23 protein-coding genes and 1 pseudogene are annotated in these 23,094 nt (G+C 35.4%); 6 read left to right on the top strand and 18 right to left on the bottom strand.

All coding sequences use genetic code 11. The features are described 5' to 3' along the window. Nucleotides 1–142 precede the first annotated feature (142 nt). Nucleotides 143–505, top strand: coding sequence for a winged helix-turn-helix transcriptional regulator (locus J2S17_RS00120; RefSeq protein WP_307470694.1), 363 nt, complete (start codon nucleotides 143–145; stop codon nucleotides 503–505). Nucleotides 506–639: 134 nt separating this feature from the next. Here J2S17_RS00120 and J2S17_RS00115 read toward each other — a convergent pair whose 3' ends face one another. After that, the gene (locus tag J2S17_RS00115; RefSeq protein WP_307470692.1) at nucleotides 640–993 is read right to left on the bottom strand and encodes a winged helix-turn-helix transcriptional regulator; all 354 of its coding nucleotides are present in this window, start codon (nucleotides 991–993) and stop codon (nucleotides 640–642) included. 132 nt (nucleotides 994–1,125) lie between these two features. Here J2S17_RS00115 and J2S17_RS00110 point away from each other — a divergent pair, with 132 nt between their 5' ends. Continuing rightward, nucleotides 1,126–1,740, top strand: a complete 615-nt coding sequence (locus J2S17_RS00110; protein ID WP_307470689.1) for a nitroreductase family protein — start codon at nucleotides 1,126–1,128, stop codon at nucleotides 1,738–1,740. 324 nt (nucleotides 1,741–2,064) lie between these two features. Here the strand turns inward: J2S17_RS00110 and J2S17_RS00105 are convergent, their stop codons facing one another. Both J2S17_RS00105 and J2S17_RS00100 read right to left on the bottom strand, forming a co-directional pair. Next, complete coding sequence (locus J2S17_RS00105) at nucleotides 2,065–2,403, bottom strand: VOC family protein (protein ID WP_307470686.1); 339 nt, start codon at nucleotides 2,401–2,403, stop codon at nucleotides 2,065–2,067. A 436-nt stretch (nucleotides 2,404–2,839) separates the two neighbouring features. Further along, a pseudogene (locus tag J2S17_RS00100) lies at nucleotides 2,840–3,439 on the bottom strand (LysE family transporter). 303 nt (nucleotides 3,440–3,742) lie between these two features. Here J2S17_RS00100 and J2S17_RS00095 point away from each other — a divergent pair. Further along, complete coding sequence (locus tag J2S17_RS00095) at nucleotides 3,743–5,107, top strand: amino acid permease (protein ID WP_307470684.1); 1,365 nt, start codon at nucleotides 3,743–3,745, stop codon at nucleotides 5,105–5,107. A gap of 305 nt (nucleotides 5,108–5,412) precedes the next feature. Here the strand turns inward: J2S17_RS00095 and J2S17_RS00090 are convergent, their stop codons facing one another. Continuing rightward, a complete protein-coding gene (locus J2S17_RS00090; RefSeq protein ID WP_503128660.1) occupies nucleotides 5,413–5,703 on the bottom strand; it encodes a YueH family protein in 291 nt (96 codons plus the stop codon). Between the two features lie 299 nt (nucleotides 5,704–6,002). Between J2S17_RS00090 and J2S17_RS00085 the strand changes: the two genes are divergently transcribed. Beyond that, nucleotides 6,003–6,137, top strand: a complete 135-nt coding sequence (locus tag J2S17_RS00085) for a KGG domain-containing protein (RefSeq protein WP_307470679.1) — start codon at nucleotides 6,003–6,005, stop codon at nucleotides 6,135–6,137. 259 nt (nucleotides 6,138–6,396) lie between these two features. Here the strand turns inward: J2S17_RS00085 and J2S17_RS00080 are convergent, their stop codons facing one another. The 7 genes from J2S17_RS00080 to J2S17_RS00050 form a co-directional block, all read right to left on the bottom strand. Then, nucleotides 6,397–7,023 carry a LysE family translocator gene (locus J2S17_RS00080; RefSeq protein WP_307470677.1) on the bottom strand — a complete coding sequence of 209 codons (627 nt, stop codon included), beginning with the start codon at nucleotides 7,021–7,023 and terminating at the stop codon, nucleotides 6,397–6,399. Nucleotides 7,024–7,211: 188 nt separating this feature from the next. Further along, the gene (locus J2S17_RS00075) at nucleotides 7,212–8,408 is read right to left on the bottom strand and encodes a GTP-binding protein (RefSeq protein WP_307470674.1); all 1,197 of its coding nucleotides are present in this window, start codon (nucleotides 8,406–8,408) and stop codon (nucleotides 7,212–7,214) included. 125 nt (nucleotides 8,409–8,533) lie between these two features. Next, complete coding sequence (rpsN, locus tag J2S17_RS00070) at nucleotides 8,534–8,803, bottom strand: 30S ribosomal protein S14 (protein ID WP_307470670.1); 270 nt, start codon at nucleotides 8,801–8,803, stop codon at nucleotides 8,534–8,536. A 20-nt stretch (nucleotides 8,804–8,823) separates the two neighbouring features. Beyond that, nucleotides 8,824–8,973: a 50S ribosomal protein L33 gene (gene rpmG / locus J2S17_RS00065; RefSeq protein ID WP_307470667.1), complete on the bottom strand. Its 150-nt coding sequence runs from the start codon at nucleotides 8,971–8,973 to the stop codon at nucleotides 8,824–8,826. Nucleotides 8,974–9,591: 618 nt separating this feature from the next. After that, nucleotides 9,592–11,028 carry a MocR-like pyridoxine biosynthesis transcription factor PdxR gene (pdxR, locus tag J2S17_RS00060; protein ID WP_307471551.1) on the bottom strand — a complete coding sequence of 479 codons (1,437 nt, stop codon included), beginning with the start codon at nucleotides 11,026–11,028 and terminating at the stop codon, nucleotides 9,592–9,594. A gap of 33 nt (nucleotides 11,029–11,061) precedes the next feature. Next, nucleotides 11,062–11,259, bottom strand: coding sequence for a hypothetical protein (locus J2S17_RS00055; protein WP_307470664.1), 198 nt, complete (start codon nucleotides 11,257–11,259; stop codon nucleotides 11,062–11,064). A 407-nt stretch (nucleotides 11,260–11,666) separates the two neighbouring features. Then, entirely contained in the window at nucleotides 11,667–12,506 is an 840-nt protein-coding gene (locus tag J2S17_RS00050) for a YitT family protein (protein ID WP_307471548.1), read from the bottom strand. Between the two features lie 253 nt (nucleotides 12,507–12,759). Between J2S17_RS00050 and J2S17_RS00045 the strand changes: the two genes are divergently transcribed. Further along, nucleotides 12,760–13,239 (top strand): GNAT family N-acetyltransferase, encoded by a 480-nt coding sequence (locus J2S17_RS00045; RefSeq protein ID WP_307470661.1) that lies wholly within the window; start codon nucleotides 12,760–12,762, stop codon nucleotides 13,237–13,239. A 161-nt stretch (nucleotides 13,240–13,400) separates the two neighbouring features. Here J2S17_RS00045 and J2S17_RS00040 read toward each other — a convergent pair whose 3' ends face one another. The 5 genes from J2S17_RS00040 to J2S17_RS00020 form a co-directional block, all read right to left on the bottom strand. Beyond that, the gene (locus tag J2S17_RS00040; protein ID WP_307470658.1) at nucleotides 13,401–13,868 is read right to left on the bottom strand and encodes a GNAT family N-acetyltransferase; all 468 of its coding nucleotides are present in this window, start codon (nucleotides 13,866–13,868) and stop codon (nucleotides 13,401–13,403) included. 249 nt (nucleotides 13,869–14,117) lie between these two features. Beyond that, the gene (locus J2S17_RS00035; RefSeq protein ID WP_307470656.1) at nucleotides 14,118–15,140 is read right to left on the bottom strand and encodes a serine hydrolase domain-containing protein; all 1,023 of its coding nucleotides are present in this window, start codon (nucleotides 15,138–15,140) and stop codon (nucleotides 14,118–14,120) included. 182 nt (nucleotides 15,141–15,322) lie between these two features. Beyond that, nucleotides 15,323–15,754, bottom strand: a complete 432-nt coding sequence (locus J2S17_RS00030) for a DUF7010 family protein (protein WP_307470653.1) — start codon at nucleotides 15,752–15,754, stop codon at nucleotides 15,323–15,325. Nucleotides 15,755–16,223: 469 nt separating this feature from the next. Beyond that, nucleotides 16,224–16,670 carry a DUF6376 family protein gene (locus tag J2S17_RS00025; protein WP_307470650.1) on the bottom strand — a complete coding sequence of 149 codons (447 nt, stop codon included), beginning with the start codon at nucleotides 16,668–16,670 and terminating at the stop codon, nucleotides 16,224–16,226. Nucleotides 16,671–17,144: 474 nt separating this feature from the next. After that, nucleotides 17,145–18,149 carry a DUF3231 family protein gene (locus J2S17_RS00020; protein WP_307471546.1) on the bottom strand — a complete coding sequence of 335 codons (1,005 nt, stop codon included), beginning with the start codon at nucleotides 18,147–18,149 and terminating at the stop codon, nucleotides 17,145–17,147. Between the two features lie 463 nt (nucleotides 18,150–18,612). Between J2S17_RS00020 and J2S17_RS00015 the strand changes: the two genes are divergently transcribed. After that, complete coding sequence (locus tag J2S17_RS00015) at nucleotides 18,613–19,194, top strand: PepSY domain-containing protein (protein ID WP_307470648.1); 582 nt, start codon at nucleotides 18,613–18,615, stop codon at nucleotides 19,192–19,194. 63 nt (nucleotides 19,195–19,257) lie between these two features. On the opposite strand, the gene ileS is transcribed toward J2S17_RS00015, so the two are convergent. Together ileS and J2S17_RS00005 are read right to left on the bottom strand one after the other, a co-directional pair. Next, complete coding sequence (gene ileS / locus J2S17_RS00010) at nucleotides 19,258–22,329, bottom strand: isoleucine--tRNA ligase (RefSeq protein WP_307470644.1); 3,072 nt, start codon at nucleotides 22,327–22,329, stop codon at nucleotides 19,258–19,260. A gap of 352 nt (nucleotides 22,330–22,681) precedes the next feature. Beyond that, nucleotides 22,682–23,094: hypothetical protein (locus J2S17_RS00005; RefSeq protein ID WP_307470639.1), on the bottom strand; the 413-nt coding region annotated here is incomplete at its 5' end.

The raw sequence follows: 23,094 nt of genomic DNA, 5'->3' as shown, positions 1-23,094 counted from the left end.
TGATAAAAATCATTATGATTTGTTCCGGAACAAATGTTATTATGTAATAAATAAATTCATATGGGAAGTACGTACTTTTTTGTTCTATAGGTACCTTTTAGTTACCACAAACGTTTGTTCCTATTTTGAGAGGTGTGAAATTTTGGAGAAGAAAAAATATAATATATCGGTAGAAGCTACACTGGAAGTAATCGGGGGGAAATGGAAATGCGTAATTCTGTGTCACTTGATCAATGGAAAAAAACGAACAAGTGAATTAAAACGTCTGATGCCAAATATTTCACAAAAAATGCTCACACAACAATTGCGTGAGCTTGAAGAAAGTGGAGTTGTCGATCGGACATTTTATCATGAACTACCACCTAAGGTTGAATATGAACTAAGCGAATATGGGCACAGTCTGGAAGCTATTCTCCACGCCTTGTGCAACTGGGGTGAGACCCATATTATTAAAACATATGGAAATAAAGAAGAATACTTGGAGAAAAGCATTTTGAATGAATAAATAGGGGGAGTACCTTCATTAACTATTCAAGTCATAATGAAAACAAACGTCAATGATGATTGATGACCTATACAGCCCTGGATCCGAGCAAGCTTCCAGGGCTAATTCAGCAGAAATAAATAATGTAAACCTTTTCATTTATTAGAGTCAACGTCATAGTTTTCCTTCGTTTCAAGCCAATCAAGAATAGAAAGAATCACTTCTTTTAAACCTTCTCCACTAGGTGTCAATTCATATTCCACCTTCTTAAGAGAGGACTCCAGATAACGCTTCGTTACTAGCCCCTCGCTTACTAACTCATTTAGCCTCTCCGTCAGTAATCTATCAGAAATTCCATCAATATTTTCAACAATTTCATGATATCTCTTTGGGCCCTCAAGCAAAGAATAAATAACCATACCCATCCATCTTCGTCCGATAAATTCAATTGTCCTATGAAAGTTCTTGCATACATGTTTGGTTCCGATATGAGATTGAGGTGTGTGCATATGCAATTCTCCTTTCATTTTTTTCTATTTAAAATAATAATAACATGGAATTTATTTATTGACACCAACAACTTACTAATGGTAAGTTAATTGATGAAAACTTACTTTTAATAAGTTATGGAGGAAAGCCTAATGTCACAACTACAAAATTTAATGAATGACCGTAAATCGGTTCGTGTTTACGATCCTGCATATAAAATTGAACAACGTGAACTGCAAGATATCTTATCTTTAGCAACCAGTGCGCCATCATCAAGTAACTTGCAATCTTGGAGATTTATAATCATTCAAGATCAAGAAATGAAAAAAGAGTTAAGAAAAATTGCCAACAATCAAGCACAGATTGAGGATTCATCTGCTGTTATAGCTGTTCTGGGAGATAAGACTGCTTATAAAAATGTAGAAGAGATTTACACAAAAAATGTAGAAGCTGGTTATATGGATCAATCAATCGCTGACCGCACCATTGAAAACACGTTTAAAATGTATCCGAACGCTCCAAAAGAAGCGCTAATGAACATTGCTAGTTATGATGCAGGACTAATCTCTATGCAGATTCTATTATTAGCAAAAGAACGTGGCTACGATACAGTGGTAATGGGTGGATTTGAAAAATCAGCATTTGCACAACGTTTTGAACTGCCAGATAATGAATTTCCAATTACTTTAATTGCTATTGGAAAAGCAGCGGCGCCGGCATTCAATACTATTCGTTTGCCAATTGAAAAAATCGCAAAATTTTATTGAGTGTAAATTTAACATAATTGGATAGATAATTAGTAATTATTCTTTACAATTCATTGAGTCGCGATTGCTGCTTTGTGAACTATACAACGATAATATTGACGCATGCATTAAAGATAAAAACAAAATAAGAATGAGATCACCGAATTACTTTCAGTGATCTCATTTTCTTATATGATGTTCTGTTAACACTCTATGTTGCCCGGCTTTTAGAAAGAACGACTTCTATTAATAGTACAAATATAGCCCGCATGCATACAGCCAATTCACGCTTCCACCTAGTTGAACAAACAAGACTACTTGTGACAAGCAGCCATTAAGAGCGACCTATGATAGAACCTCAACTGTAAATCCTCCTGGAGACTGAACATAAAATGTATAACCATGTGCTTCAATAGGCAGATCTACGTTAAAACCATCATTTCTAAGACGTTCGTTGATTTGATCAACTTTTTCCTTATTCTCCTGCGGGAAGCCAATATGAAACGTCTTTGGATATTTAACATTCTTTCCTTTCATCAAAGTCAATACAAATCCATCATCATCAAACAGTGCAGCAAACGCGTCTCCACGACTTCCAATACACTTCATTCCAAAATATGTTTCTAAGAAATCCCTTGACTCCTGAACATCATTAACAGTTAAATTCAAATGATTAAGCTTCATATTCTCACCTCTTTCTTAATGATTATTTCCATTATATTACTTTCATGCAAGTGCTAAAGTTTTCTTTAAAAGAAATTGATTAATCTATATTATTTATATTGAACCTTAGCCATTATCTTTAAGGTTTCTCATTAATTTTTGAAATTGCTTAAATAACATTAGATTTAAATCTGCGCTACAACCAAAAGAGACAAAAAGAAATAATATTAGCTACTGTTATACAATCTATTACTTTCTATATATGATGGAATTAGAATTACAGGAATTGTAAAGAATGTTTGAGGTTGAGGAACACTTAAAATAAATTATTAATTCAATAGAGATATTATTAAAGAAGGCATTAATACGAAGCTCTATCCGGAAAAATCTAAACAAAGAATTTTGGGCTAATATTTTTTTCGGTATAGATAGGCAACTTTACTTTATAGTGCGTTTTTTACTTAAATACTCCAAAGCCAATTAATGATATCCCTGATATGATTGAGATGACTATTAGGCTGCTTATATTTAAAAAATTGCGAAATCCAGTTGTGAGAGCAACAAGAATATCCCATAATGTTAAACCCAAAAATATCATACTGCTATAAACTAGTAATGAACCAGTCCCATTAATTTGAGCGGTTTTAGCCAATACAGAACCGTAAATCCCCAGCCAAAAAAGGACCGGTAATGGACTAGTTATTGACATAATGAATCCAGTAAGAAAACACTTTGCTAGGGAATCTTTACCTCTGCTGTTAGCAAAAATTATTGAATTAACATTGTAAATACTTTCTACTCGAGAGTATTTGAGAATAAATCCGCCAAATAACCTTTTGAAAATTTATACGATGGAAACCTCCAAAAAATGAACCATCCCTTAATTAATCATTAACATAAAGATACCATCCGCGATCATTGATCCTACTTCAATTATCCAAGCATGCCAAAAACCATTCTTGATTCCTTTATCTAACCTCGCACAATTTACTGGTCCAATAGAAGCTGCTAAAGTTAACCCCAAAAAAATGCAACTAATCAATATGCTCACGCTAATATTTATCACTCCCCTCGACGACTAAATAACTTGTACATTCTAAGAAAAAACCAATGGTATTGCTTAGTCCTACAACTTTTAACTTAAAGGAAAAAATGCCATCAAGACAATTTTGATTTTTAAATAGGTAATTCTCTTTATGGCTGCTGTCTTAAACAACCTTTAGAAATTCCTTTAAAAATATTCATAGTGACCATCCAAGCTTAAGTTCATTTTTAATTTAAGGAATAGGTCTAAAAATAAAAAGACTTGTACATAAAAAACTCTCTTTATCGAATAATATCTACATTGAGGTGTTTTTGCATGGATTTTTTTATACCTAGTGGTCAAAATAAGGATAGTGAAACTGGGAATTTAAGCTGGTGGCAATTGTCGTTAATCGGTGTTGGTTGTACGATAGGAACTGGTTTTTTTCTCGGATCGGCTATCGGAATAAAAATAACTGGCCCTTCAATTGTCATTTCCTTTCTTTTAGCGGCAATTGGGACGTATATTGTATACAATCTATTAGCTAGAATGACAGTGGAGGATCCTCAAGAAGGATCTTTCTGCTACTATGCAAATAAAGCCTATGGACGATGGGCCGGTTTCAGCTGCGGCTGGAATTATTGGAGTTCTAATATCCTGATTATGGGCAGCCAATTAACTGCTCTTTCTATTTTATCTAGATTTTGGTTTCCAACTGTACCACTTTGGATGTTTGCGACTGGATATGCCATTCTTTCTATCATTGTTGTTATTTCTGGCAATAAGGGTTTTGATAAGGTTGAAAATATACTTGCTGTTATCAAAACAGCAGCTATTTTTATGTTTATTATTATTGCAGCTGCTGCCCTGCTTGGATGGATTCATGGTAACGGGGACGTAAACCATGCCGGTATACCTGCCTCAAGCAATGAATTATTTCCCACAGGTATAAAGGGGTTTTGGACATCACTGATCTATGCCTATTATGCATATGGAGGTATAGAAGTAATTGGGCTCATGGCAATGAGACTTAAAAAGAAAGAAGATGCTCCAAAAGCAGGAATCATCATGCTGATCGTATTGGTGGTGATTTATGTCATATCACTTGGTCTTGCCGTATATATGACAGCACATGGAGCGTTCAATGAAAAGGAAAGTCCTTTTGTAACCGCATTAAATAAATACAACCTTGCCTTTTTCCCGCATGTATTCAATGGGGCTATTATCATAGCAGGATTTTCTACAATGACAGCGTCTTTATTTGGGGTAACGGCACTTCTCGTGACACTGGCAAAAGACGGCGATGCTCCGTCATTGTTCTCTAAAAAACTAAAAAGTTGGAAAGGCCTTCCTCTCCCTTCTTTAGGACTTGCAACCGTAGGCTTAATCACTTCCATTATCACAGCCTTACTCCTGCCAGGTAAAATTTATGAGTACATTACTACTGCAGCTGGAATATTAATTTTGTTTAACTGGGCTTTTATTATCATTTCTGCACTTCGAAATTTAAAAATGAAGATATGGGAAAAGCTTTTAGCCTTCTTAGGCCTAATGCTAATTCTTGCTGCTATAAGCGGAACATTGATGGAAAAAAGCATTCGACCAGGTTTCTTTGTAAGTTTATTGGTCGTTTTAATCATTGGAACTGTAGCCTTTATTATGCAAAAAAAGGTCTGGAAGAAAGTGAATCATGCAGGGTGAAATTTTTCATTATACAATTTCTAAATTAATTTAATACATAATTAAAAAAGTCGCACTTATTTTCAAATGCGACTTTTTAAGCAATTTTTTATGTAGGCTTAACGCCGGACTTGGTAGCATCCTTATCTTGCTTTTAATAACTCTTTAAACTACTCTCAACCTTCTTTATCTTAATAATTTATTTTATGTAAAAACTTAAAATGAATTTGGTTCTCTGTATTGAATCATTTAAAGGGATCATCGTTACTTCTAGTATCTTGACAAAATTTGCGAAACATTAGGATAATTCCTAAATTATTTTGCTTCTACATTTCATTGTTTACTGTTAGTAAGGCAAGATTATGTGCCAATTCTTGTGAATTGCCTTCATAAAGATGGAAAGTTAAGGAACCTATTAAGTGATTAACTCTTTGATCGAATTCATCAAGCTCATTTACTTGTCCTGACCAATGGATATCTGGAATTGACACAATATACCTATGATCAGCTGTTTTAATAACAAATACATCGGAATTTTTTGTACCTAGCAAATATATCTTCTCCTGTAAGTACTTCAAATTAACCACCACCTTTGCCGAATACTTTAAGAATAACATTAACGGAGGATAACCACTAAAAAATGGCCTTCTATTTTCAATTTTAAGTGATTAGTGTTCAAATTGTAAAGACCTGGAGCATGCTCATTAATCATATCAGTGATCTCAGGGATGAGATAGATTCCGTGACTGTTAATTCTCCTTCATTTCACCTATACTAGTATCCTTTAATCAGCCACTATTTTTCGCCTTCCCCTTAAGATGCAAACTGTAATATAAAAAATCTAATAGAATGTTTATCCTCTAGTAAAGCGGGAAAAGAATCAAAGTAACAAAATTTTATCTAGGAGGGATGTAACATGGCAACAAATAAAACAGACAAAATGACACGTGAAGAAGCTGGAAAAAAAGGTGGCGAAGCTACATCCAAAAACCATGATAAGGACTATTATCAAGAGATTGGCGAAAAAGGCGGAAAATCTAGCAATAACTAAAATAGCTAGTAATTTCTTGTAGACATATAAATTCAAAATTAAAAACATAGAACCTTCATACCATTAATGTGTATGAAGGCTCTTTTATGATGAATTATACTATTTAATAGGGAATCACATTTAAAGTAAATATCTATATATTAATAATGACCTCTGTATGAATAGAAGTTATTTGAAAGGAAATAAAAGTCAACATGAGAGTTAAACAGGTAAACAAAACACTTATTATCAAAAATTGTTTTAAGCACATAAAAACTAATTAACGATTCTGAGTCACTACTTTCAATCCTAGAATGATATAAATTGATCCTACGATTTTACCAGTCCAACGACCAATCCAAGATATTCGTTTGACCATTTTCATAAGTATTCGTACACTGATTGCAAATGAGGTGGTATAGATTGCACTTAATATAACAAAGATTAATCCAAGTGTTATAAACTGAAGAAAAGAAGATCCATGAACAGGATTCACAAACTGTGGCAAAAACGACAAAAAGAAAAAGGCTGTTTTCGGATTGAGAACTTCAATAAAGATCGCCTGACGATATGAGCTTAAAGCAGAAACAGGAGCAACTTTTGGCATTTGAGGGTCAGATGGCTTTTCCAATATTGCGCGAAATCCCAAGTAAATCAAGTAAGCTGCACCAGCAAACTTTACAACATTGAAAGCAAAAGCTGAAGTAATTAGAATAGCAGAAAGACCTACTGCTGCAAATAATGTATGTATTATATCACCAGTCGCAATGCCTAATCCGGACACAATACCAGCCTTTCGTCCGCTTTGCGCTGTCCTGGTTGCAACGAGTAAAACTGCTGGACCCGGTATCAGAAAGAGACCAAGAACAATCGCCACGAAAGCAGTTAATGTGGATATGGTAAACATTTTACCTCCTCCTAATCTTTACAATTAATTCTAACGATAATTATGGCAATAAGTAAACTAAAATTCTCCAATTGAGTCACATCTTTTGCATTATATGCTTTCTTTTGAAAAAGAAATTAGAAAAACTCTATAAATATATTTCACATTATTTATAGAGCTCGTGTTAAATACCTATTTAATTTTGAAGATTATTGCTGCTCTAATGTCCAGAGAAAAGGATCAGCCAATTTGCTCCATTCTTGGTTAAACTCAATGGGTGTCAGCAAGCACTCATCTAATTCTTTTGTTACTAAGTCTTTATTTATATCTATGCCGATAAAAATGAGTTTTGTGTGCCGATCACCATATTCCACATCCCAGTCATCCAACATATCAGGATATTCATTCAAGATCAGTTTTTGCTGTTCTTCTGGCAATGAAGCAACCCAGTAAGAAAGAGGCTCGAGCACAACAGACGGTCCTGCTTGAGAAAGCAGGATCGCTAAATCGTTTCTGCTGGCAAACCAGGCTATCCCTTTTGCTCTTACAATCTGAACTGGCATGGTTTGACACCAGGCATCAAATCGTTCGGCATGAAAAGGGAGCCTTCTTGAATAAACAAAGGATGCAATGCCATATTCCTCGGTTTCGGGAGTATGATCAGCTGGTCCAATCGTTAACTCTTTTAACCATCCAGCAGATTCACTTGCTTCATCAAAATTAAATAATCCTGTATTTATTACTTCATTAAGATTTACCTTACTATTTACTGTACGGATTATTTTAGCTTCTGGTTGCAGAAGTCTGATTACATTTTCAAGTTTATCAAGATCATGAGACTTTACTAAGTCACATTTATTAAGTAAAAGAACATCACAGAATTCAATTTGGTCGATGAGAAGATCGGCAATATTGCGAATATCGTTTTCTCCTACAGCTTCTTTGCGATCCAACAAAGAATCACCCGACTCAAAATCATGCCAAAAACGATTCGTATCGACTACTGTCACCATCGTGTCTAGCTGGCAAAACTTAGTTAAGTCAATCCCCATTTCTTCGTCTACGTAGGTAAATGTCTGTGCAACTGGTACAGGCTCACTGATTCCCGATGATTCAATTAATATATAGTCGACGTCGCCTTTCTTTGCCAACCGTTCAACTTCAATCAATAAATCCTCCCTTAATGTACAGCAAATGCAGCCATTGGACATCTCTACGAGTTTTTCTTCAATGCGAGAGAATCCTCCCTGCTTCTGCACTAGCTCACTATCAATATTTACTTCACTCAAATCATTAACAATAACAGCCACTTTAAGTCCTTCTCTGTTATTTAAAACATGATTTAATAAGGTTGTTTTACCTGAACCTAGATAACCGCTTAAAACAGTCACAGGAATTTTTTTCATTTGTATCAATCCTTTGGTTTTTAGTTTTTTGCTCATAAATAATAACCATTACGATTTAAAACCTATTTTTGTTCTTAAGAAAATTGTTGTTTTCTATAATTAAATAAAAAATGCAGTAAGCTACCTTACCAGCTTGACTTCTTTACTCCAGGAATTCGCCCTTTATAAGCATATTCTCTAAAAGCAATACGGGACATTTTGAATTTTCTAAGGTATCCTCTCGGTCTGCCCGACACTTCACATCTACTCTTTAACCTTATTGCTGAAGAATCTCTAGGCAATTTCCTTAGCTCCTTAAGATCTCCTTTTTCTTTTAATTCCTTGCGAATTTCCGCATACTTGGAAACCAGTTGTTGTCGTTTGTATTCTTTAGCCATTTTAGATTTTTTAGCCATTTTTATACTCCTTACTTATATTATTTGGTCTCTTTGTGTAAAGTTTTCCTTCTCAAACGCGGGCTATATTTCATCCGCTCCAATCTCTCAGGGTTATTCCTTTTATTCTTAGATGTTATGTAATTCTTATCACCTGTCTCTGTGCAGGCTAGTGTGATCTTGACTCTCATAGATTATCTCTCCTTTTATTTTGCGGGTATGATTATCAAACATAGTCAAATAATTTTAGAATTACCCTATTGCTGATTCCTTTTTATTATAAATCGTAACGATTACGATTATCAAGTGATATTTTTGATTAATAATACACTTGCTACCTCGATAATGAATCTATTGGCTATAAAACAAAATAAAAGAGCATTGCAATCCGATAGTTAGGATAATAATTCAGCGAAAACTGTAAACCATTCGGCGAAATAGAATAAATAAATTTCTTTTATTCTGTAAAACGACTGAGATAACCAGCGACATCCTCAAGTAAGCTCATATTTAATAATGAATGAAATACTCTGAGCAATTATTAATAAACTGTATGTGATTTCCATCATGTCTTTTTCAAATCATACCTTTGAAAAAAATCACCTGAACAAATCTTTGTCTTCATTCCTTAGAATATCAAACTACTACGAGAAATCTATCACTCAGTGAAGCTTTATTCTGCATTCTTATCTAGTTAATATTTTTCGACTCATCCCTTATGGCATTTATCATTGATTGTGAATCAATCCTCATCCACTTCACTAAAAAGAACCATGTAAACTACATGGTTCTTAGCACTGACCTGATGCTCACTTTTCCATACTCTTAAGGGCGTCAGCAAACCTTTTAATTCCCTCATGTATAGCACTCTCTGTTTCCTTCGCATAAGTGAAACGGACATACTCTTTTTTTGACCCCATTGTTGTACCTGGGAGATAAATGACATCTCTTTTGATTGATTCTTCAAGTAAACGCATATCATTGATGCCCGTATTTAGTTTACACCAAATATGAATTCCTCCCTGAGGGATAGTGAAGTCTATTTGATCCTTTAAATAATAGCTTAAATCATCCACAATCTGATCTCTTCTCTTTTCTAGCTTTGCTCTTAAATTCACAATGTGGTATTGAAAATCTTTTGAATCCAAGAAATCATTCGCTATCCACTGCGTATAGCTTGCATGCCCAAAGTCTATTTGCTGTTTTGCATCTGAGAGTCGTTCTATTACTGAAGTTGGTCCTATTATCCACCCTATACGAAGGCCGGATGCTACAATTTTCGATAAAGAACTAATATATAACACGTTCCCATTACTATCCATTGATTTAAGTGTTTCTACTTCATCATCATTAAACGAAGTTAGGCTATAAGGATCATCTTCTATTACAGGTATGCCAAGTTCAGAAGATATCTCCAAGAGTTTTTTCTTGCGGCTTTTGAGTAGTGTGACCCCTGTTGGATTCTGAAAATCAGGGTTAATAAATAACATTTTTATTCGATGCTTTTTATGTAAATCTATTAATTCACCTGGGTCCATTCCGTCTTTATCGAAAGGTAAATAGAAGGTTTTCACACCAGCAGATTTGAAAATTGGCAATTGATAATGGTATGACGGATCCTCTATAGCCACTGCATCGCCAGGCTTCAAGAGACACTGGACGACAAGGTGCAAGGCTTGTTGTGCGCCCGATGTTATAAGTATGGAAGAAGGGCTTGTGTTAATTCGGCGATATTTTTTGACATGATTTGTTATAGTCTCCCTCAAGATCTCATTTCCTTGTGGATGATCATGCCCTAAACTCCCAATAAAACTTCGATTCGATGTGATTTTTCTTAATATGTCTGTAGGGAAAAGATCCTGCGAGAGTTCTCCACTGGCTAAGTTTATCAGGTTGCGTTCTGTCATTTCTCTGCGAATTTTTTGTGTAATAGGTAAATTAGGCAGAAAAGTTCCTGCATTAATATACCGGTTCCAGCTGGGAATCCGTTTTTTTGTTATACCCCAAATATCTTTACTGATCGTTGTTCCGCTTCCTCTTTTTCTCTGAATGAGACCGTTAGATTCCAATTCGTCGTAGGCAGCAACTACAGTACTCCTATTAAGGTTAAGCCCTTTTGCCAAATATCTCTCTGATGGCAGTGGTTTATCAGGAGGAAAACTACCGTCTGCTATTCCGGTTTCTATAAACTCAGCCAATTGCTTATAAATGGCTTTTTTATCACTTCGATTTGGAGTCCAATTCATCTTAGAAACACTTACTTTCATTTTCAAATTTCGTTAAAAAACAATAAGCCATATGTATACACCTAGCGCAACAAAGGATAGCGGGATAATGACTGCATATATAAGGGTTAAATTCACAGTATTCCTTTTGGCTGATCCACTGTAATTGTCATCGCTTTTCCCCGCCACTAAAAGGGTAGCAACAATTGAGAGCACAATAATAATAATTACAAAAGCAAACAACATCTCCATTATTCACCACCTAACTGAATAATTATTTTGGACTTATCCAAAGATAGAAAACAAAATCGCATTATGACAACTAAATACTTAAAATTATAATCTAAAAACCATTGCTTTATACCATCCATTTCAAGAGAAAAATAACCATCCACTTGAAATAACATACTTAAAACTCAATTCCCTAAAATTTATTAGGTTTATTTCAGGTTCGAAATAACTCTAATATCAGGGTATCAATTGTAAAAAAAGAAAGCTGAACATTGTTATGAATAACTTAAATATTTATCAATATAACGTAAACTTGTCTTAGCAGCAAACATGTTACTCTTTTATTGGTAATGATTAAAGCAAGTAGTATATGAAACCTTTTGTTTTTTTCAAACCAAAAAGCAGCCTACACAAAGCTGCTTCACAAGTTAACTTTTTGATATGTCGTGGAAACCTTCGCCAAATACATCTCTCACATCATGTATCGCTACAAAGGCATTTTTATCCGTTGCTTCTACAATTCTTTTCAACTTTACCACTTCTTGTTTGCTGATCACAATATAAAGGACTTCCTTGGCCTCTTTAGAATAATAGCCTTGCCCATTCATCACTGTGACCCCTCTATCCAAGTATTGATTGATTTGTTTGGCAATACTGTCTGATTCCTTGGAAATAATGGTTACAGCCTTTTTAGGATTGACTCCTTCAATGATTAACTCCATCACCTTTGTCCCAACGTAAAGCATGATGATGGTAATCATTACTTTTTCTGCCCCAATAATTAAAAAAGAGCCAAAAACAACAAGCAAGTCAAAGAATAAAAGACCGTAGCTGATGCTCCATCCGAAAAGCTTATTTGTTATTTTTGCCAGGATGGTTGTCCCAGCAGTGGTTCCGCCAACACGTATAATCAAACCGATACCTACACCTGAAAAAATCCCGCCAAATATAGCATTAACAAGTATTTCGTCTGATGCAACATTCCAGCTCTCTGTCAAATAAAGAGAGAGTGAAATTGCAGTTATAGCGATGATTGTATAAATGATTGTGAGTTTATTTAAAAACTTGTAACCCGCAATAAGTAATATAGCATTTAAAATGAAACTGACTAAACCCGGCGACCATTCAAATAAATAAAAGAAAATAATGGTTATTCCTGTGACGCCGCCCTCTCCTAATTCACTCGGGATAACAAATAAATTTATAGCAAGTGCGAAAACAAAAGCGCCAATGATAATAATACTGATATCCGCAATATATTTCTTGATGTTCATGTTCATATTCCTGATCCTTCCAAATTAATATATTATTGCAAAATGAAGCACCATAGCATTCTATCACGTCTCTACAGCAATAAACAATATGAATTTAAAACAAAAGAGGCGTATTCCAATCCTGCTCATTCCTTCATTAGAATAAACATGCACAGTTTATGCAAACCTCCAACCAAAAATAGTACATACGTTCCGTTATAATGGTATAATTAAGTAGAAAATATCAATTAGCAAGGATGGGGATTGCATGGAGAATACAACAGCAGTTAAGTTGGAGCATTTCAAAAATAAATTCTTAGATGAACTCAATCATTTTGAACTATCCGAAGAACAGCTCCAATTTTCTTCACTACCAAAGGATAGTTTAAACAACGCTTCAGGTCGTCATCCTATTGTCATTACTAACTATGGAAGAGCAGTTGGATTCTTTCTCCTTCATTTGTCAGACAGAGTTAAAAACTACTCAAGCAATCCAAAGGCATTGCTTTTGACCGCTCTTGCCATCAATCAAAAATACCAAGGCAAAGGATTTGCCAAGCAGGGAATGCTCGCATTGCCATATCTCGTAAAAGAAAATTTTAGTACTTATAATGAAGTTATTTTAGTGGTTGACGAGAAAAACCTTTCTGCTAAGTGGCTATATGAAAAGGCTGGATTTAAAGACACAGGAGAAAGAAGAAACGGAAGAATTGGGCAGGAATGGTTAATGAGTCTATCAATCGAATAATCTAGTTATTATTACGGGAGCTATTGAATGAAAGAGCATATTTTGAAAGGAACCTTTGATCAAAACACGCTCTTTCTTTATTCTAAATGAAACAAATATTGATACAAGATGTGAGCATTTGCTTGCTTGAAATAAACTGCTGATGCAACCTGTTAAATCCGCTATTCAATAGATTTTGCCATCGTTATATTCGTAATCTCATAGCCCATCTTCTCATATAACCCTCGAGCAATCTTATTATGGCCAAAAACATGCAGGCCGATTTTCTTAATGCCCATTTCTTTAACAATCACTTCAATTTCTCTCATAGCACTCTTGCCGTGTCCCTGGCCTTGATATTGGTCAAAGATAATAAAATCATAAATAAACGCTTCATCATTATGATCAGGTGATTTTTGCGCAACCCAAATCATGCCAATCAATTGCTGTTCATGAAAGATTGAGAATAAATAATTAAATTCTGATGTTTCATCTTTTGGCAATAGTTGATTAAAAGTGTTTGTGGACAAGGTTATTGCCTCTTCTTCACTCCAATTACCAGAAATCACTTTCTCTTTAGCATAGTCTTCAATTGCAGTAATCATATATTGCTGGAATTCTTCATGATTCATAGGTTTTAATCTAACCATTTCTTTTTCCTCCTGCTATATCGAAAATTCAATTAATCATAACATAACTTTTGGATATTATAGCATTTACCTATCGAAAGAAAACAATTTTCATTTTATCTGTCTTAAAGGTGCATTTTTTTAATTTCATATCATAATAAACTATGGTTGTTTCATCCTTTACTAATTTGACTATGTAGCTGAATTGAAAAAAGCGATCCCTCATAAAGAAGAATCGCCTGATTATTAAAGGGTTTGAGCAAAGATATATTATCTACCTAAAAGAGTTTTTTCAAGGTCAGTAATTATGTCATAAGCCCCATCAGATTCGTTGGAACAAACAACTATAGTAAGATCTTCACTAGGGTAATAAACTGAACGGAAGTTAACACCTGGGTCATAACCCATTAAAATATGTTTAATTATCTGATTCTTGTTGGCTTTCATATATCCTGAATATCCATAAAAGATATCATCCTCTACTAGAACTCGTGGTTGTAAGAGGAATTTAGTTGCCGCTTCAGACATAAGTGAATGATTATTTAATGCTTCCCATAAGGAAACCATATCCTTTGCAGTGACAAAAACTCCGCCATCTGCACCACCTTTTGCCGGGATTGAATAAATATTTGTTTTATAGCTTCCATCTGGATTTTCAATGTACCCAAGAGCCGTTCTTTCGGGTAATGCATCTAATTCATAGTACCCAGAACCGTACATAGCTGCTTTTTTGAAAATGAATTGCTCAATATAATCGCTGAACATGAGTCCACTTACTTTTTCAATAACAAGTCCTAAGATGACATAACCGGCATTATTATACTGGAAACGATCCCCTACTGCTGACACCATTTTCCCATTCTGAAAAAGGGGAAGAAAATCATTTAATTCTCTTATTTTATACATAGGTGTTTCCAGCCACAAATCTTCATAATTATCCATTACAGATTCATCGAAGTAATCCGGAATACCAGAAGTATGTGTGAGCAAATGATGAATAGTGATGGTCTCATCGAAATAGGGTAGTTCTGAATCAAGACACTCGGATAACTTCGTATCGAATGAAATCATTCTTTGGTCCACAAGTTGGCCAATTGCTATGGAAGTTAAAAATTTACTCCCAGAAGCAATACCATAACGCGTATTATTTTGATTGAGAACCTTCTCATTACGATTTGAAAATCCATAACTTCTCGCTAGCGTTTCACCCGCCAGCTTTACGCATACAGTTCCCGAAAATTGAATCTCTTTTTGTTTTCTATCAATGTTCTCCAATGCTTGGCTCATATTCATATAAATCCTCCTAAATTATCTTTTCTTATCGGGTGAATTATAAATATCTATATATTCCGAAAAATAAATTTAGGTTATTTCCTTCAAAGTGCTAAAAAGATAACCACTAGTTTCACCACCTTTGTATCAAGAGTATCACACACTATATCTCCTTTTAAATTATTCTCCCATTTTTTTCATATTTATTTCTTAGCTATGGCTAGCAATCTTCTTCCTATCAGCAATATCGCCAGCCCCGTTCCCCACAAGATCAAAGCAGAACCTAGGCCAACGACTGACATAAACGCATTGATCTGATACTCCCCAATCGTGACCTCTTCAGGCATAAACATCAATGTAATAATAGCGAGTATACAAAGGAGCGCGCCTGTAAAGTAATAGAGTTTGACTTGGAAAAGGGGGGCCAATGGAAAAAAATGAACGCCGACTATAATAGCGATTATTGGCGGTATAAGTTCTGTGTGACTAGTTGTGTTACAGACAGCAATTGTGATTGCAATAGCCAAGCCTTCAGCGGCGAAAATAATGTTAAACCAAAATTTAGTACGCCTTCCACCTGTTAATTCTGTTTTAGAAGCCTGGTTGGTTAATTCCCGCGATGCTCGTATTAACAAAATACCTCCGATGAAAAGAACTATACCTATGGTAACAGCAGCGACTAACAAAAATGGAACTCCCCATCCACTCAATCCCATAATCCCAGTGTAGGCCCACAGAGTCCCGAACAGCGCCATGAAAAAGACTCCAGATGCAGTTCCACGCACTGCGGATCGGGGAATCGTTCTTGATGTAAGTGTCACACCTAAACAACTCCTTTCATGTATTTGTTCACTTTATCCACAAACCAATCGCGAAAAAAGCAATTCCCTATATATATATTCAGGTAGGCAAATTACTGAACTATGCAAATAATTTGCCTACCTCTAACCCTCAAATGAATTTATATTTTAATAGTTTTATAGCTACTAAACAGAAAGATTACATACATCCTTCTACACTTCTCTCTGATATGGTTATTACTTAATTAAGAAATCTTAAAAGGGGTCCAAATTGAAATCAATCTGAACCCCTATCATTACGGTTTTATTCTCCTAATTTTTCTATTTGTTCATATATACCTTCTATACCTTGGATAGATTTCAATATTTCGCTATCCTCTATGAACTCTATATTCAACGTTCCTTTCTCAAGCTCAATTTCTAATGATTCTAATCCTTGCTGCATATTCTCGTTTTGCTTTAATAATTCATCATGTAGTTCTTCCATAATTACAGGAGAATCTAACTGATTAAAGGTTTCGATATCCTCTTGAACTTGCTGAACACGCGTTTCTAATTCTTGAGCAGCCTGTGATTCACTTAATGCTTCTTCCGCCATAGATGGAAACTCCTCTGTAAAACGAGACAATTCATTCATATAATCTTCGACTCCATTAATATAGATCAAAGTATCTTTTGTATCTTCAATAGGTGAACATGCTGCTGTTGTTAATAATATGAAAAATGGAATAAGCAATAATAATCTATTCAATTTTTTGAACCCCCTTATTTCTTTCCTTTCCTTTTTTCTAGTTCCTTTTTGATCATTGGCAACCCTTTTTCTTTAAATATCTTTACCCCTTCCTTTTGAACAAATCTTTTAATATATTTTTTGATTGACATAATTACCACCCTCATTTCCTTTTTTATTTTTCTATTTAAAGACGACAAAAAGACCTCACCAAATAAATTGGTAAAGGTCTCGCAAACAGCATAGGCTGCCAATAAAGCCGAGGGCATATTGCACCTGTATTGACGACTTTATTGTATCTGCTACTCCCCTTTATACAAAGGTAGTAATATTTAGAATGTTTGTGTCATTATATCATTCGCATTACTAGAGGTCAATCTAGGGTTTGAATATTGCATAAAACCGCTTTTTAAACGATACCATTTTTTGTTCAACAGTCAAAGACTCGTTCGTTTGCATATGATCTTGGCTTGCAATACACGAACAATGATTTTATTATTCTTCTTTTGCAATTTCTTTTCTATTAGGCGCAAGAGGTGGTTGTTCTAACCATTTATTTTGCATCATAAGATTAAACCATTCTTTTGTTACCATTAGATTTTTTAGAATTACACTTTCATATATCGCAACGAGGTCTGTTCTCATGGCTGATGCTAAACCTGTCCCGTTATATGCTTGGGCAGCTTGATACAAGAAACCAATATGATATAACATTAACTTATCGGAAAAAGGAGAGTCCGTTGAAGTAGTCACCTCTGTCTCCCAAGACATAGGAACTGGTAAATTATCCTTGTGCATGATTTTTGATAAGGATTGTATTTGTCCATCCGCCGTTTTTTCGGAATTCTCTAAGAACTTTCTAACTTCTTTTGTTTGAGTAACTTGACTGAATGCGATAGAAAGAGTTTTAGCCATAATACTTTTTTTAAGGTTAAAAGAAATACTTATGATTTCTGTAGCAGATAATCGCCTGCCTTTACCGAAAATTCCATCTGTGAAATCTTGGCTTGAAATAAATTCAGGGTTCTTGGCGGGATAAAATAAAGGATCTCTCTGGAAATTCCCTTTCTCAAGCAGTAAATCAATGGTTTGATGGAACATTCTTTTTCCATCATTATCACATGAATCGTAAAAAAACCGTAGGTCCTCTCTGACAGAGACACCTAATGCAGTGGTATGCCCGAGCATCCCATGCAAAGTCATGATATGTAAATAATTCAGGCAAAATATATCAGAAAACAATCTCTCCGTACCTTTATTAAGGTCAGATTCAGTAAATCCAATAGGTACTGGAAATCCCTCATTCTCCATAAAAGCTGCAATTTTTTTCTTTTGTTTTCCGAAAGTCTTGATAGCATCCTCAAAAATGGTTTTTATTGATTCATCTTCTATTATAGAGAACATATACCTATTTACTACATCTGTCATTGTTCCGTTTACATATTCTCCCCACAGTGTTCCTATTTCAGAAGATGTGAGTTTTAAGTTATTTTTATCCAAATTATCACCTCTCCGGTTATTATTCGCTATTAAAGGAATAGGTATGTAATTAATTATTATTACAGTAAAGCGGGCTTCCTTAAAAAACTGCTGAGACAATTTTGCAGCTATTTCGCATTTTTCAGTATTCGACAATCCGGTGCTTTTTTATTTTGGTTTCCATAACGTTATAAATTCGTTTATCCTGGTTCAGTTCAATATGCTGTTTGGTTTCTATATTTTTTTCCAAGGTAAGTAATTCATTATGGATAAGAGGTAAATCATCCCTCATACCCTATGTAGCTGGCTCATTACTACTAATTCCCTAAAGAATCCTTTATATGAAAAAATGATTTTTGAAGCAGCTTTACTGATACGAATGCTCTAGACTCGCTTTCATATGAACAGCAATTGCCCATGTTTGAATATAAGCAAAACATGGAATAGTAGAGATATACAACTTAATATATAAAGGAGACAATTCATGAAAAAATGGACGATATTCATGAGCATTCCATTTCTTATGCTCGTTCTGGTGAGCTGTAATACTGGAGATAATCAAACTGCAGAGAATGAAAATGGAAATAAAACCGAGCAGAATTCGAAAAAGCCAGATTTAAATAATGAGAATCTGTCTATTGATTTTAATGAAGCAATTGATGAATTCTCAAATGCATATCCTGATGCTTCTATCACTAAAGTCGAATTAGATAGTGATTTAAATGTATGGAAATATGAGATATCAGGTGTAGATGATACAACCGAGTACGAAATAGAAATCAATACCGATTCCAAAGTAGTAAAAAAACAAAAGGAAGAAGCACTAGATAAGGATGAAACAAATGGAATTGAACGTGAAAATAAGCAATTAGATTTAGATGCAGTGATTTTACCTGAAAAAGCAATAGAAGCTGTATCGAAGGAAACTGAGGATGAAATTGATGGATGGACATTGGAACGGGAGAATAGCGGTACATATTATGAAGTAACCGTAAGAAATGGCAATTCTGATACAGATTATATTGTTGATGCCATGACTGGAGAGATAGTTAAGAAAGATAATTGATTGAAGTCACTCATATCCATAAAATCCCCCTCTGAAAATTTTAATCAAAGGGGGATTTTTCATTTATGATTGAATAGATAGATGCAGTTCATAACCCTCTACATCAAATACTCTCATGTTATCAATTTCTTTAAAGAAAGTTTGCTTTACAATGAGATTATTCTGCAGTAAGTCGTTATATTTTTTTAATACTTCCTCGAACCATGCGTCCGCTTTAATATATAAATTTACCCTTAACTCTACAGGGAGGTTCATTTCTTTTCGATAAGTTTGAACAACACGTACGAATTCCCTCACTAAGCCTTCTTCTTTCAGCTCATCTGTTATTCTTGTATCTAGAGCTATAACGAATTGAGTTCCTTCAACTACCTCAAAGCCTGCCTTCCCCTTTTTCTCAAGAAGCACGTCGTCTAAAGTTAAGTGGACTGTCTCACCTGAAGAAAGAAGCAACTCGAATCCTTGCTCATTTAAAAACGTTTGCTTCTCTTCATCAGTTAGTTTCTCCAACCCATTCTTTATTTCATTAACCTGCTTACCAAATTTCCGGCCTGCTATTGCAAAATTTAGTTTCATATCTACTTGTAATAATTGATGTGGCCCGTTAACCACTTGCAATTCCTTCACATTCGTTTCTTCCTCAACAATGCTGGCGTATTGATGCAATCTCGATGCATCAACTCCACTATTTGGCATTGCAGCCAAGCTTGCTAACGGCTGCTTTGTTTTGATAGCTGTAGTGGTTCTGACTGATCTTGTTAACTCAACGATTTGCAATACTGCTTCCATGTCTTCTTCCAGTTGTTTGTCGATTAAAGTTCCATCTGCGATTGGAAAATCGGTGAGATGAACACTGTCACTCATTAATTTAGAATAAATATCGTCAGTGACAAATGGGGCATACGGTGCCATTAGCTGAGTCAGCTTCGTGATCACTTCAAATAAAGTCGTAAATGCGGCCCGCTTATCCTCATCCATACCGCTCTTCCAGAAGCGCTGTCTCGAACGTCTAACATACCAATTGCTCACTCCATCAAGGAATGTCGCGATTAGTCTGGCCCCTCTTGTCATATCATATTGATCTAAGCTAACGGTTACTTCGCTGATAATAGTGTTTAACCGTGATAAAACCCACCGATCAAGTGTTGAGCGAGTTCCTCCTAGATCTTTCTGTGGATCAAACTGATCAATGTCAGCATACATCTCATAAAAGGCATATACATTTTGAAGCGTATCAACTACCTTAGACTTGGCGTGTCCTACTGTCTTTTTGGAGAAACGTTTATTATTCCATGGGGCACTATCGGCAAGCAAAGCCCATCTCAGCGAATCTGCACCAAACTCATTGATTAGTTCGACTGGATTTAATGCATTTCCTTTGCTTTTAGACATCTTTTGACCATTCTCATCTAAAATATGACCTAATGACAAAACTCTTTTATATGGTGCTTGGCCAGTAAATAGAGTGGAGACCGCAAGTAAGCTATAAAACCATCCTCTTGTTTGATCTACACCTTCAATGACTACATCAGCAGGATACTGATTTTTGAATGATGCTTCGTTTTCAAATGGATAATGATATTGCGCGAATGGCATGGAGCCGCTGTCAAACCAGACATCAATGACCTCACTTGTCCGGCGCATCTCTCCTCCACAATCACATTTGAGATGGATCTCATCTACATATGGCTTATGAAGTTCGATGTCTTCAGAGACACCCTCAACTGCCATTTCCTGTAATTCATTGATAGAGCCAGGCGCCTTTTCAGTGCCACAGTCATTACACACCCACACATTTAATGGCGTTCCCCAATACCTGTTTCTGCCGATATTCCAATCAACCATATTATCGAGGAAGTTCCCAAATCTGCCGTCTTTCATATGTGATGGATACCATTCTACTTGTTGATTATTGGCTTGCATCTTCTCTTTCACTGCTGTCGTTTTGATAAACCAGCCTTCCATCGCATAATAAAGAAGGGGACTATCACAACGCCAGCAATGAGGATAACTGTGCTCGTATTTTTGTTTGTCAAACAGTAAGTCTTTTCCTGCAAGCATTTTGATGATCTTAACATCACAGTCTTTTACAAATTGACCAGCTAGTGGTGTGATTTCCTCTTTATAACGGCCTTTTTCATCAACCGCATTGATAAAATCCAAGCCTTGATCTTTAATCAGCTTGTAATCATCTTCACCATGTGCCGGTGCGATATGGACAAGACCTGTTCCACTTGTTTCAGTGACAAAATCAGCCGCAAGTACCTTATGGCCATTACTTAAAGAGATGAAGTCGAAAGGAGGATCGTAACTTAAACCTACAAGGGCTTCCCCTTTGAAAACTTCCATTACTTCATATTCTGATTTTAATACAGACCCAGCCAGGGCTTCGGCTACCACGTATACTTCTTCTCCCTGTTTAACACGCACATAGTTCATTTCGGGATTAACGGCAATAGCTACATTACTCGGAAGGGTCCATGGTGTTGTTGTCCACCCTAACAGGAATTCATTGTTTTTCAATCGAAATTTGGCAGTGGCTGATAAATCAGTTACATCTTTATAGCCTTGCGCTACTTCATGAGAACTGAGGGACGTTTCACAATGCGGACAATATGGTACGACTCGATGCCCTTTATACAGCAGGTCTTTCTTATGAATCTCAGACAGAATATGCCAAACAGACTCAATATACTCATTTTCTAATGTGATATAGGGGTCATCCATATCGACCCAATAACCAAGTGCATGAGTAAATTGTCTCCATTCCTTTTCATAAGTAAAAACACTTTCCTTACATTTTTCAATAAAATTCTCTACACCATACTCTTCGATTTCATCTTTTCCGCGAATCTTTAATCGTTTCTCAACTTCCAGCTCTACCGGGAGACCATGTGTATCCCAACCTGCTTTCCTAAACACTTGATAACCAGACATCGTTTTATATCTGGCAACAAAATCCTTGATTGTTCGGCCCAAAGCGTGCCCAGCATGGGGAAGACCATTGGCAGTCGGCGGTCCCTCATAAAATACATAGGATTCCTTTCCGTCACGGTTTGTGATTGAGCGTTTAAATACATCGTTCTCTTCCCATTGTTTTTGTACCCTCAATTCTCTTTCTGCTGCCGTTTCCTTCATTACTTCCACCTCTTTTATGAAATAAAAAAACTCGACCCTTAACGCAGAGTCGAGTTTATATTTGAAATATAAGCTTCATTTAAGCAAAATAAAAAACCATGAGTAGTGGTTTTTTGCTTGCTTTCACTACGTACTATCATACGCGTTCCGGATATCGGTAGAATGCCGTCAAAGCTTAAACATCTCTTCAGCTTCGCTTCTCGGAGAGGATTTTCATCATGGTCTTAACGTCGGCCTTTCAGCAAATAGCCGACTCTCTATAGATAAGATAGTCACGATTACTCTTTCTCGTCAATGAATTAAATATTCATCATTTAATTATTGTTCATAATATGCCATAAAAACGGAAATGTCAAATCCTTTTTCTATAATCATTAAAATATATCCAATGGCAAAACCAATACCGGATAAACATTATCATGTACCTTTTACTAAAAAATGGTTCTAATAGCCGGATTAGAACATGAAAATCATCTTTTTCACTGAAAAATGGTTCTAATATCAAGATTAGAATATGAAAATCATCTTTTTCACTGAAAAATGGTTCTAATAGCCGGATTAGAACATGAAAATCATCTTTTTCACTGAAAAATGGTTCTAATAGCCGGATTAGAACATCAAAATCATTTTTTTCACTGAAAAATGGTTCTAATAGTCGGATTAGAACATCAAAATCATCTTTTTCACTGAAAAATGGTTCTAATAGCCGGATTAGAACATGAAAATCATCTTTTTCACTGAAAAATGGTTCTAATAGCCGGATTA

Origin of the sequence: Cytobacillus purgationiresistens (assembly GCF_030813235.1) — a bacterium.
GTDB classification, from domain to species: domain Bacteria; phylum Bacillota; class Bacilli; order Bacillales; family Cytobacillaceae; genus Cytobacillus; species Cytobacillus purgationiresistens.
This window is presented reverse-complemented; position numbering and strand designations above follow the sequence as displayed.